Source organism: Streptomyces sp. Sge12 (genome assembly GCF_002080455.1).
In the GTDB taxonomy this organism is placed as follows: Bacteria; Actinomycetota; Actinomycetes; order Streptomycetales; family Streptomycetaceae; genus Streptomyces.
Window position 1 is genome coordinate 1648100 of the sequence record NZ_CP020555.1, and the last position, 12875, is coordinate 1660974.

General features: G+C 66.8%; 4 protein-coding genes. 2 read left to right on the forward strand and 2 right to left on the reverse strand.

Features of this window, described 5'->3' with window-relative positions; all coding sequences use genetic code 11:
- Window positions 1-287: 287 nt before the first annotated feature.
- Window positions 288-770, reverse strand: a complete 483-nt coding sequence (locus B6R96_RS07415; RefSeq protein ID WP_237291361.1) for an SMI1/KNR4 family protein — start codon at window positions 768-770, stop codon at window positions 288-290.
- 15 nt (window positions 771-785) lie between these two features.
- Complete coding sequence (locus B6R96_RS07420; protein WP_159396298.1) at window positions 786-8312, reverse strand: ricin-type beta-trefoil lectin domain protein; 7527 nt, start codon at window positions 8310-8312, stop codon at window positions 786-788.
- 376 nt (window positions 8313-8688) lie between these two features.
- Between B6R96_RS07420 and B6R96_RS07425 the strand changes: the two genes are divergently transcribed.
- Both B6R96_RS07425 and B6R96_RS07430 read left to right on the forward strand, forming a co-directional pair.
- Window positions 8689-11802, forward strand: a complete 3114-nt coding sequence (locus tag B6R96_RS07425; RefSeq protein ID WP_081522027.1) for a DNRLRE domain-containing protein — start codon at window positions 8689-8691, stop codon at window positions 11800-11802.
- A 169-nt stretch (window positions 11803-11971) separates the two neighbouring features.
- On the forward strand, window positions 11972-12709 hold the full coding sequence (locus tag B6R96_RS07430; RefSeq protein WP_081522028.1) for a 3-oxoacyl-ACP reductase family protein: 738 nt from the start codon (window positions 11972-11974) through the stop codon (window positions 12707-12709).
- The last annotated feature ends 166 nt before the right edge of the window (window positions 12710-12875 follow it).

Genomic DNA, 12875 nt, shown 5'->3' on the forward strand with positions numbered 1-12875 from the left:
GCAAGGAGTGATGCGGCCCCTCGAAGCAGTGAGCGGACGCCGACCGAGGCAAACGGGGGCAATGGGTGTCCACACTCGTGCAACGATGCCCCTTGTTATCTGCTGAGCTGTGGACGTACTCGCACGGCAAGCTCCACCGCCGCGCCGCCCGTTCCACGCTGAGTCCGGCTCAGCGCCTAACCCGATCGGACCGCGCCCTGAGCCGATCCGCCCACACAAACGCTCGGCGGGAAACCCCACCGAGCGTTTGTGAAAATCTGGATGCACCCGGATCAATAGATCAGCATTTAATCTTCTTCATCACCGTACCCGCGACAAGACACAAGGCCACCCAAGAACTCGGAGAAAGACCCGGCGATACGCCTCGGAACTCTATTTTCGTCCACATACGCCACCGCAGGCTCACCCAGTGGACCGCAATCCGAATAGTCGAGCATCACGGTGTCATGTCCACCTGACGGCATCAACCCCAAAACGACCCCCACGTCAGGATATCCCCATTCGGTGATCATGTTGGAAGAAATGATGTCCACACCCCACTCCCCCCCGATTCCCCAGATCACATCAATGCACACATGATCTTGAGCCCACGAATTGGGAAAGTCGGTGGGATAACAACGATTCTGCAATACGCCGCCATTCTGCACCAAGAGCAGATCGATATAGCTCTTCGGGAGTCGAACCTGCAGCGCCTCCTCGGCCTGCCGGATCATAGCCAAATCCACCGGCGGACCAACGTATTCAGAATCACATTCTTGATCGAAAATCACACCCAGACCCCTCTCCTAGCATATCGAGAATCCGCCAGTATGGCCGGTTTTACTATGGACCGACATGCTGACAAGTTGCATTACCCCGCAATTCTGGTGATGATTCCAGGTCCACCGCCCCTTCCTGTATTTCGCCGAGATGCCGGCCGCCTGGTCTGCCGCGGCAAAATCCTTCTTCCTGTCGCCAGTCAAGGTGATGACGACGTCCGGAGTATTGGGATCTCTCCAGTTGCTGAAATCCGGAAACCCGTGGCGATCGAACGGCACACCAGTGACCGGATGCGTCTTGCCCGCCAGATGGGCATTGATCGGACCGACGGGAGTGCCGCCCGTAGCGCACGGGCATGCTGCGGTGTGGCCGCGTACCGTACCGCCGCAGTTGTGGACCAGAACCGGGGTGTCACCCGCCATTACATAATACGTGTGAAGGTCAGCCACTGTGAGGTTGTAGGTCGTACTGAATTTCTCATAGGTGCGGGTTGCGACAATGACAACCGCCGACCCATCGTCGGTACGCAGGGTTCCCGCCGGCTTCAGGTCCGCGGCATCCTTCCACGCCTGGTCAGACTCTGACCAGAACGGGTGATGGCCCGTCGTGGTGATGCTCTTGACGCCGTCTGGAGTCTGGACAGTGAGGTCGACGTAAGTCTTGTCATCCTCCGTGTAGATGGTCGCCGTGACCATCTTCCTTGCGGTCTCACCGGTCTCAGGGTCCGTCGCGAGAACCTCGTCACCTTCCGCCAGCTCTTCGATCGGCTTACTGGATCCGTCGGCAAGAAGGACTTCCGTGCCGGCAACGAAGCTGTTGGGGCATGGGGGGTCGGCTTTCGGAGCGCCTCCCTTGCCCCCTCCGAAGAACTTGAGCAGTCCGCCTTCGAGTGCAAGGGTCGTCATCGCCAGTTCGGCCGTAACATGACCGAGGTTGGTCTGGTTTTCGCATGACACCCCCTCGCGGTCGCACAGGAAGTCCGTAGCCCCATAGGCAAGCATGGAACCGGGGTGAGGAGTGTTACAGCCAGCCCCGTCCCCCATGTTGAGGCAGTCGGCGTAGATGTTGTAGCTGTAGCGACCCTGATTCGGGGCGTGCTTGTAATAGGCCTTCGTGGACGCCTGGAATGTTGGCACGTCCTTGAAGACCACCGTGGTTACGCCGAGCTTGAGAGTGATCGGGCCGTTGAGGTAGTAACTGAGATTCGGGCCCGGAGTGTAGTTCTTGGCGGCCGTGTTGCAACCGCCGCACCCGCCGCTGTCGAAGCCGCCGTCGTTGTCACCTTCGAAGAGCTTCAGGCCGCTGGGGTCCGAGTTGGTGATCGGATTGCCGTTGGAGTACGTGTACCCGTTCATCTGGAGCGGGTCGGTGATGTCGATGATCGGGTCGACCGTGATGAAGCGGCCCGTCGTCGGGTCGTATTCGCGGGCGCCGATGTGGGTGAGGCCCGTGGTGTTGTCGTCGTTGCCGACGCCGAGGAAGGTCCGGTCACCCGGCCAGCTGGCGGGCTGGCTTCCGCGGGGGTTGCCGTACGGGTCCGACTTGCGGCGGGTGACCGGCTGGCCGGCCTTCTGCTCGACGCTGATGGTGGCCGTGTTGTGGTGGTCGGTCAGCAGCTGCGACAGGGTGTGGCCGGTGGTCTTGCCGTTGGTCCGGCGGACCGTCGTGGGGGCGCCGGGGCTGCTGTAGTAGCGGACGGCGTCGATGGCCTGTCCGGCCTTGTTGACCGTGATCTCGGTTTCGCCGAGGTACAGGGTGCGGGCGCTGCCCGTTTCCTGGACTACACGGTTCCCTGCGGCGTCGTAGAGGTAATTGGTGAGGTTGCCGAAGCTCCACTGCTGCGCCGGAGTCGCGGCAGGGCTGGCACACGTGAAGGTGTGCAGGTCGTTGCCGTCGGCGTCATTGTCGTTGGGGACGGTGAGGCACTGGTTGGTGCCGGTGATGAGGGCCTTGTCCGTCTCCCGGTAGGTGAACTTCTGGCTGGGCTCGCCCGGTGCGCACGCCTTCAGGACGGCCTTGCCGTTCTCGGAGGTGAGGCACTTGCCGAGGGCCTGGACGGTGTCGCCGGTGATGCGCCACTGCTGCGGCTTGGTCTCGTTGCAGGACAGCAGCTGAACGGGGGTTCCGTCAGCTGTGCTGCCGCCCTGGACGTCGAGGCACTTGCCCGAGAGGCCGGTGACGGCCACGGCACCGATGCCGGGGCTGGTGGCCGAAAGGAGCTTGCTCCGTCGGTCCCAGTTCAGGGTCTGGGTGTCGCCGTCGATGGTGCGGGTCTTGGTGCTGCCCGCCGCGCTGTAGGTGTAGGTGGAGAGGGAGTCGACCGTGGAGCCGGGCGTCCTGGTGGTCTTGTTGACCTTGGTCAGGGCGTGGGGCTGCTTCTTGACGGGCGGCTGGGCGCCGCCGGAGATGTCTACACCGTAGGTGTAGGTCGTCTCGTCGTTGAGTGCGCCGTTGGTCGGGTCGAAGTCGGTGAGCTTGGTGCGGTTGCCGATCGCGTCGAACGCGTAGTCCTGGCGGTAGGCGTCACCCGGCGTACCGGAAGCGATCTCGGCCAGGGCTGGTCCTGTCGGGCTGGTGGGGCAGCCCTCTGTCTTCCCGGTCCAGGCTCGGACGAGCTGGCCCATCGCGTCGTAGGTGTAGCACTGGCGGTCAACACGGGCAGGGGACTGCTTGGTGGCACCGGGGTAGGTGTCCGTGATCGAGATGGGGTTGCCGACAGCGTCGTATTTATAGGTGAGGGAGGAGAGGAGGTTGGAATCGGAATCGGGGTCGCGCGTCTCGCGGTGGCCGGATGCTGTGGTGATCCGTCCGGTGTGGGGGTCGTAGGTGTTCGTGGTCCACACACGCTGGGGCGCGTTGCCGGAAGCGGTGCGCAGCACTTCGCCGAAGGGGCTGTAGACGGTTTCGGCGGTGTACCAGGACAGGCCCGACATGGTCTGCACCATGCCGTCGGCGTTGTAGCGCGTGATCAGCTTCTCGGCGGCGAGACCGCCGATGGTCGCGGGGAGGGTCGTCGACTGGACCTTGCCCGTGGGCGTGTACGTGGTGCTGTACGCGTAGCTGCCGGCCAGGCCCTTCGTGCTGGGCAGGTCCGGGACGGTGATCCTGGATCCGGTGGGCCGGTACTCGCTGTCGTAGCCGGTGACCTCCGTCTTGTACGAGCCGGCACCCCACTTACGGGTGGAGGCGACGGGCTGGCCCTTGCCGCCAGGGAGGGTGTCGTAGGTCCACGTGGCGATGGGGTCTATCTCGGAGTCGTCGCGCAGCGCAGTCTTACGGCCGAGGGCGTCGTACGTCGTGAACTGGGTGACGTCGTAGACGTTGGTCGTCGAGACCTGCCGGTCGAGGTTGTCGTAGGTGAACTTCGACGTGCCCGCGTCAGGGTCGTCCGAGGCGGTCAGGCGGCCACGGGCGTCGTAGGTGTAGCTCCAGATGTTGCTTGCCGGGTCGGTGACCTTCGCGAGCTTGCCCCGCACGTCGTAGGTGTAACTGGTCTTGCTCGACGTGGTGAGGTCGGTGGCGGTGTAGTGCTCGACCTGGGAGGTACGGCCCAGCGCGTCGGTCGTGGTCTTGACGGCTCGGCTGCCCGCCAGCGGGGTCGCCCCAGTGGGTGACATGGCGCTACGGGTGAGGGTCCAGTCGCCCTCGTACTGGCTGGTGGCGGACTGTCGGGCTTCGCCCTTCTCCAAGGTGGTGATCCGCACCGCGCGGCCAAGGCCGTCGTAGGCGGTCTGGGTCGAGTTGGGAACCTCGGTCACCGACTGCGGGACGAAGAGCGTCGTGCTCAGGGCACCCTCGGCGTGGTAGCCGTTGTTGACCTGGCTGACGGTCCCGTTCGCACTGTGCAGGGTGTCGGTGATCACGCGGCCGCCGCCCGCTGCCTCCGTCTGTGACTGACGGGGACGCAGCAGACCGTCGTAGATCGCGATCGAAGTGTTGTAGGTGCCGTTGTCCTTCAGCGTGCGGGAGATGACAACCGGGGCCTTGTGCTCGGCTATCTGGTACTCGAACGTGTAAGCGGCCTTGTCGGTGGCCGGCTTCTGCGAAGGCGTCCAGACCTGGGTGGTGCGGCCGAGCTGGTCGTACTCCGTGGTGACCTTGCGGCCGTTGGCGTCCGTCGCCTCCAGCACGCTGCCGCGAGCGGGATCCAGCTTGGTCGTCACCTGGTGCCCGAGCGCATTGGTCGTGGTGACGACGAATGCCGGGCCGGTCGCCGGGGCGTAGGCGGTGCTCGAAGGGCTGTTCGCGGCGTCGTAGCTCTTGATGGCACGGCCGAGCGCGTCGTACTCGGTGCGCGCGGAGGTGATCCAGCCGGTGCCCGCCGCGTCACCGGTGTCGACCTGGTACGGGAGGCCCTTCGTGGGCGCCGCCCCGAAGGCGTTCACCGCGTCGTAGGAGGTACGCGTCTTGCTGAGCAGGGTGCCGGGTTCGATGCCGCCTCCGGCGCAGTCGCCGGACGTCTCGCGGTTCTCCGCGGGCAGCCCGATCAGGTTGCTCGCGGGGTTGTGGACGTACGTGGGCTTGCTGCACGACTGCTTGACGGTGGACCAGCCGGTGCCCTTGTTCTCCAGGACATCGGTCTGCGCCGTCTTGAGCAGGCCGTATCCTGCCGCGCCCTCATAGGTGTTGGAGACCCGCACCATGCGGGACTTGCCCCCGCTGACGGACTGGATCGAGTCCGTGCGGTCGACACCGCCGCGGTACGCGTACAGCTTGGAGCCATCGGTCTTGGTGCGCGTGGCGCTCGGGTCGAACTTCGCCGGCTTGGTCAGCTGGCGGTTGTCGACGCTGCCGCCCGCCTTCGTGTAGTTGATGACCTCGGCGGTCTGGCCCTGGTACTGGGGCAGGTCCTCCCCGAGCTCCTCCGCTCCGGTGGAGTCCTTGACCACGACCTTGGCGGTGTCGGTGGACAGGCCACGGAAGTAGCGGGTGCGCTTCTGCGACTGCTCGGTCGCGGTGGACGTGCCCGTACGCGCGGTCTCACCGCGCGTGGTGACCACCTCGGCGTACCCTCGCCACTGGCTGTACGTACGGAGTGCGGGCTTGGTGAACTCGTCGTCCTCAAGTGCCCAGGCGGCGCCACCGTCGTAGCGGTAGGCGGTCGTGACGTCGGGCTGCCGGGCAACCCGGTCCTTCTCGACCACCTTGTCCACGACGTACTTGTTGAACCACTCGATCGGTGTCTTCTCGGGCTCCAGGTCCGGATCGGGGGACCAGCGGACCGGGAAGCACCGCGTCGTGTTCCCCTTCTCCGTCAGACCGCCGGTACCGACCGGGCACGGATCGGAGTAGTCGACGTAGATCTCGCCGCCGGTCTCGGTACGGATCGTCTCCACCCGGAGCCGGTCGAAGTCGGGCGTCGCTTCAGTGGCCGACTTGGCCACCCGGTTGGGCATGTCGACGGTGTTGGCCAGGAAGGAGACCGCCGGCAGGGCGACACCATTGGCGCCGTCCTTGGGTCCGTACCCGGTCCGGGTGATGGACTCGAGCCACAGGGGCGGATGCGTGTCGGTCCGCTGGTGCGGCAGGGACTGGTTCAGTGCCCACTGGTCGACCTTGGAGAGCGCAGTGGAGCCCTCGGTTCGCTGCGCGTAGGTCGTGACGGCGGCCAGACGCTTACGGGACCAGAAGGTCGGAGCGGAGATGTAGCAGTTTTCCGCCTCCATCTTGCAGTACAGGGTGGTGGGGGTGTCCCACCACCCTCGCTTGTCGTCAGCGTTCTTGGAGTCGAACTGAGCGTTCTCACACTTGGTGTCGCGGTCCTCGAAACACCGTTCCTTCACGGTGAAATCGACGCGGCCGGCCGGCGCTCCCGCGAGATTGTCTGCGCGGAGTCCGTAGAGGATGCGGGTCGGGTGGCCCCCGCGGATGTAGCCGACCTTGCTGCGGTCCTTCTCCGTGAAGTTCTCGTTCTTGGCGTAGCGGTTCTCTTCCTTCGCCCAGTCGATGACCATGGCATTGCCGTGGACGTCCTCGACGTAGTCGAGGTTCCAGCGCCATGCCTGAACGCACGAGGAGTTCGCGTAAGCCGTTTGGTAGCAAGGCTCGCCGGGGTGGTTGCCGAAGACCGGGACGGTGAAGACGGAGTCGGTGACCGTCTGCGGTGATGAGCCGTCGCCGTGGGCACCGACGTTGTGCCGGCCGAAGTGGTAGCGAGTGCCGTCACGCGTGGTGACGATCCAGTATTCGCCGTCCTTTGCGCCGTTGGCGCCGCCCGTCTTGCGCTCGACCTTGGAACCGTCGTCGGACGCGGGCACCCACTGCCCGGTGGCGGCGTCGTGGACCAGTTCCGTCGTCGAGCCGGCGAGCGAGAGGACGATGTTGTCGCCGTTCGCGACCCAGCAGAGGTCGCCCTTCTTCTTGTCCGTCGCGTTGTCGTTGTTCGGCTTGCTCGGCTTTGCTTCACGGTCGTCCGAGCAGGAACGGTATCGGCGCTCGATGTAGCCCGGGTGGTAGTCCCACCCGTCGCCGAGCCACGACGCCTGACCGTTGGTCGCGGACGTCTTGCCGTCCACGGCCTGGGACGAGTACGAGAACGCGATGGCGGGCGTAGGGCCGGCTGCGGCGGGAGGAATCGTCAGCGGATAGGTCCAGGAAAATCCGCCACTGCTGCTACCGGCACTCCAGGAACCCGAAGTGGACAGCGATGTGGCCTTGTACGTGCCACCCGCGCCCGCCGCACTGTCGGATGCGGCCAGAACCACCGCGCCGGCTGCACCACCCGTCATGGTGCGCATCCCCTGAACGGGTGCGGTGGTCGGGTCGACGGTGGCGACGACCTTCTGCTTGACCGGGTCGTTCGTGCTCGGAACGTCCTTGAAGACGGAGCACGCGGGCACGTCCGGCGTCGTCAGGAAGCACTCCGGCAACTGCCGCAGCTGCAGGCGCGACGCCCACTCGGAGCCGTAGAGATCGCGGAACTTCGTGTAGTCCAGCTGGACATCGACGGGAGTCGATGCGTCGGCGGGCGGTGTGATCTTGATGAGGGCGCCGTCGATGTTCGCCGCTTCGGTTTGCGTGCGTCCTTCGATGGCCGCCGCCCAGGTGCCTGTCGGGGCCGTGCCGGTGCCTTCGAGCTTGCCGATGCTGACGGGGAGCGCGCCGACCTGGACGAAATCGGGGCTCGTGGGCGAGAGCGAAACCTGGCCGGAGGCGGCGACCGGTGCGGTCTTCTGAGACGCCTCGTACTCGGCGGGTGGCTGCGACGGCTTACCCGCCCAGTCCTTGAGCGCCGCGGCCGCAGCTGCGTCGAGCTTCGCCTCAGGATCCTGCTGAAGGCTCGGCAGATTGACACCGCTGCGGTCGCCCGGTGGTGCCGCCCAGGCCTGGGCGGGTAGAAGAGTTGCGACCAGCACCACGGACAGTGTGATGCCGGCGCGCCCGGCAAGACGCGCGCGTGTTGCGCGCGCCTTTCTGTTTCCGGGCAGGCGGAAATTCGCCGAGAACGGCGACATGCGGACCCCCCACGATCTGCCTCCGCGGCAATGGCACACGGCTGGCAGGAAACTGACAATTAGCCACTGATTCTGTATCCGGCGCGCCTGAAACACCATGGTTCCGATATCCGGTGTGGGCATTGTCACTTGACCAGGTGCATACCTTGGGGTAATCAGCGCAAATCGGCTGCTAACGGCACGCCCCGCGGTCAACTCCGAGGGTGAAGATGTCGGCGGGATAGTTCATGCTCGGCTCGCACGCCCTGCGCCTGAAAAGCCGGGCGGAGTTGGCCGTTGAGGTTCTTCAGGCCAAGGACAGAAGTCATTAGTGAGTGCCGAGGGCTGCCGTGTCGGGCACCCGAGGGGGGAGAAGTACGTCGTGTCTGTCAGTGATTCCGCGGGCGAGAGTCCGCCTACAGGGGCCGGTTCGACGGAAGGCCCCGCACCCGCGCGTCGGTGGTACCGACGTCGGCGCACCCTCGGGGGTCTGGCCGTGCTCCTGGCCGCCGCCGTCGCGGTGCCGGCCGGTGTGCACGTGGTCGGCGACGGGGCGTCGCACGGCCGCCCAGGCAAGGACGTTCCGGTCGACGAGCCGCAGGCGCGGCGACTGGCCGAGGAGTCCGGCAAAGAGGTCGAGGTCACGGCCGCTCGCAGTGCCAACACCACGACGTGGGCGCAGCCTGACGGGACGTTCCGCAAGCAGATCCACAGTGCGGCCTTCCGCGCCAACGTGAACGGCAACTGGAAGCCCATCGACACCGCCCTGGAGCGAGTGGAGGGCGGCTACGCGGCCAAGGCCGTCAACGGCCGCGTCTTCTTCAGTGGGGGGTCGAAGGAGCAGGCCGACGGTGGGGAACGCGCCTCGCGCGGCGTGACCCGCGTGGCGCTGCGGCAGGACACACCGGGCGAAGTGTGGACCGAACTGGTCCGGTTGAACACCGGCGGCCACGACATGACCGTCAGCTGGCCCGGCACCCTGCCCGCGCCCGTCATCGACGGTCCGCGCGCCCTGTACGAGAACGTCCGCCCCGGGCTCGACCTGGTGATGACTGCGCAGGACGGCGGCTACTCGCACCTGCTCGTGGTCAAGGACAAGCAGGCGGCGGCCGATCCGCTGCTGGGGCAGCTGAAGTACCGTCTGGCCAGCCCCGACATGACGTTCCACTTGGATGACGAGTCGGACGCGCTGAGTGCCCGTGACGCCAAGGGCGAAGAGATCGCGGGCTCGCCGACCCCGATGATGTGGGACTCCAGCGGCAAGGTCGCCACCACCGACAACGAACCGGCCTGGAAGCCGACCGACGTCGCGAAGCAGCACCCGACGCTGGCCCTGTCCGGCCTGGCCGGCGCCGAGGGTGCACGCCTGAAGCCCGTCGCGGCGGCGCTCGCCGACAATGCGCTGTCCCTCACCCCGGACAATGCGTTGCTCAGCGCTGCGGAAACGGTATATCCGGTATTCATCGACCCCTCGTTCAAGGGGCACAAGCACGCTTGGACCCTGCTTTACAAGACGGCAGGAAATTCAAGCTTCTACAACGGGCAGAACTACAACGCGAGCGGAACGAACGAAGCCCGGGTCGGTTACGAATCCAGCAGCGGCGGAACATCCCGCTCCATTTTCAACTTCGACTTCGGCAGTCAGCTTCACGGCGCGGGCATCATCTCGGCCAGCGTGCGTGCTCTGCAGACGTATTCGTGGTCGTGCGATCAGAAGCCGACGGACATCTACTCGACTCCGTACATCACGTCCTCGAGCACGTGGAACAACACGACCGGCTTCTGGACCAAGAAGGTCGCTACCGAGCGCGCCGGCTACGGCTACAACAGCTCGTGCCCGGACAACTGGATCGCCCCCGACATCAAGGGGCTCGTCTCCGAGGCCGCCAACGCCCGCTGGGGGGCGCTGTCCCTCGGGTTCGCCGCGCCCAACGAGTCGGACTCGTACTACTGGAAGAAGTTCATCGCCAACGGCGAGACCGCCCCGTACATCGAGGTCGTCTACAACACGCCGCCGGACACCCCGATCGCGGCGAACATGCAGACCTCCCCCGGCGGCCCCTGCCTGACCAGTTGGCCCGGCACCGGCATCGGCAAGACCAACATCACCTTCCAGGTGAAGGGCACGGACCGCGACGACAGGCCGGACCAGCAGAACCTCGACCGGGTCCAGATCGAGGTGTGGAACGCTGCCGGTGGGCCTCCGGTCTACGACCAGTGGTTCACGGCCAACAGCGATGGTGTCGTCAGCGCCGAGGTGCCCTTGACCACCTTCGCCGACGGCCAGACGTACTTCTGGCTCTCCCGCGCCACGGACAAGGACGGCGCGTGGTCGGGCAGCGGGCCGCACGAGTCCGGTAGCGGTGCCTGGTGCACCTTCACCGTCAGCCACACCGTCCCGCCGAACCCGGCCGTCTCCTCCGCCGCTTTCCCGCCCCAGGGTGACAACTTCAGCGACTGGAGCACCGAGCCCGCCAGTACGCCCGGCCAGACCTTCACCATCAAGGGCAGCGGCGCCAAGCCCGAGGACATCCGCGAGTACCAGTGGAGCCTGAACCGGCCCTCCTTCGACCAGAAGGCCGTGCCCGCTGCCGGCAGTGACGTGGCTACCGTCCCGCTCCAGGTGGACACCTCCGGTCCGAACGTCCTGTACGTCCGCACCGTCAGCAAGTCCGGCAACGTCTCCAACCAGAGCATCTACGGGTTCCTCGTCCGGCCCAGGCCCGGCCAGGACAAGCCCGGCGATGTCACCGGAGACGGCAACCCCGACCTCCTGGCCATCGACAAGGACGGCAACCTGCGCACCTACGCGGGAGACAAGGGCGGCGACACCGACGCCTTCATCCCCGGCGCGGTCGACAACGGCCAGCCCGTGGCCCCCGGGTACTGGAAGGACCCGGCCACCGGCCAGTCCGCGCTGATCGGTCACGCCACCGACTGGTACCCCGGCGACGGCCTCACCGACCTGATCGCACGGATGCCCGACGGCAAGCTCTACATCTACCCCGGCACCGGCACCGGCCAGTTCGACGTCGGCCGCCGCATGCAGATGCAGATGCCGCTCAGCGCACCCGACCCGTCCGTCTTCCGGCAGCTCGTCGTCACCGAGGACGTCGACGGCGACGGCCTGGGCGACCTGTTCGCCCTGGACGCCGACGGCTTCTGGGTGTTCTCCGGCTATACCGGCTCCAGCTTCGCCTCCTACAAGAGGATGGCCACCGGCTGGGCGGGCCGCGACATCGTCGGCGTCCGGGACGTCTCCGGGGACAAGGTCCCGGACCTGATCTTCCGGGACAACACCAACGCCAACCGCGGTCTGGCCCTGCGCAAGGGCAAGCCGGGCGTCAACGGCGGCGTCGACCTCACGTCCCTGGAGTCCAAGGCGAACTCCGAGGGCGCCGAGGACTACACCTACGCCACCAGCGGCTGGGGCAGGGCCGCCTACCCCAAGGTCCTCGGTACTCCCGATGCCAACGGTGACGGCATCCCCGACATCTGGGCCGTCGGGAACAACGAGAACCAGTGGCTCTTCCAGGGCGGAACCAGCAGTCTCGGAGGCGCCGTCGGCCGGGACGAGGACGGCTGGAACACCTTCCTGACGATCGGCTAGTCGGGACGGGCAGCCTCAACCGCGAGCGCCCTGCCGGGAGATCACTCCTGGCAGGGCGCTCCGGCGTTTCCGCTGCCATGCGCGAACGCCAGGTCGGATTCCTGCCAGCGGTGGTGATCCCGCGGGGATTTGATTGAAGCAGCAACCAATCCAATGCGGGAGGAACGACATGGACAGCAGCAGCACCGCGGCGCTGGTGACCGGTGGGAGCAGGGGGATCGGGGCGGCCGTCGCGCTGCGGCTCGCCGAGGACGGGAGGGATGTCGCGATCACCTACGTCAGCGACGCGGAGGCGGCCGCCGAGGTCGTCGGGAAGGTCGAGGCGCTCGGACGGCGGGCCGTCGCGCTGCGGGCCGACGCGGGGGACGCCGCGCAGGTCGCGAACGCCGTCGGGGAGACCGTACGGCGCTTCGGGCGGCTCGACGTGCTGGTCAACAACGCCGGCGTCGGGCTGCTCGGGCCGCTGGAGGAACTGGCTCCGGCCGACGTGGAGCGTGTGCTCGCGGTCAATGTGCGCGGGGTGTTCCACACCACCCAGGCGGCGGCCGCGCACCTGCGCTCCGGCGGGCGGATCATCACCATCGGCAGCTGCATCACCCAGCGGGTGCCGGGGCCAGGCGGGACGCTCTACGCCATGAGCAAGTCGGCGCTGATCGGGTTCAACAAGGCGCTGGCGCGGGAGTTGGGCGGGCGCGGGATCACCGCCAACATCGTGCACCCGGGGCCCGTGGACACGGGCATGAACCCGGCGGACGGCCCCTACGCGGATTCGCAGGCGGAGATGACGGCGCTCGGGCGGTTCGGTGCGCCGCGGGAGGTGGCGGCCGTGGTGGCGTTCCTGGCGGGGCCGGAGGCCTCGTACGTGACGGGGGCGGAGTTCGCGGTGGACGGCGGGCACGCCGCGTAGCCCTCCGGCCGGGCGTGCGGGCGGGATCGGGGGCGCGCCCCCGGCGGTCCGGTGCGGGCCGCCTGCACGGGGCTCCGCCCCGGACCCCGCGCCTCAAACGCCGGCGAGGCTGACCTGCGCCGGCCGAGCCGACCGACGCGCGGGCTCCGGACCGCTGACCGTCGGA

Coding starts and splice junctions, on each gene's coding strand:
- B6R96_RS07420 (WP_159396298.1), bottom strand. CDS start 8,312: ATGGTGTTTCAGGCGCGCCGGATACAGAATCAGTGGCTAATTGTCAGT.
- B6R96_RS07430 (WP_081522028.1), top strand. CDS start 11,972: ATGGACAGCAGCAGCACCGCGGCGCTGGTGACCGGTGGGAGCAGGGGG.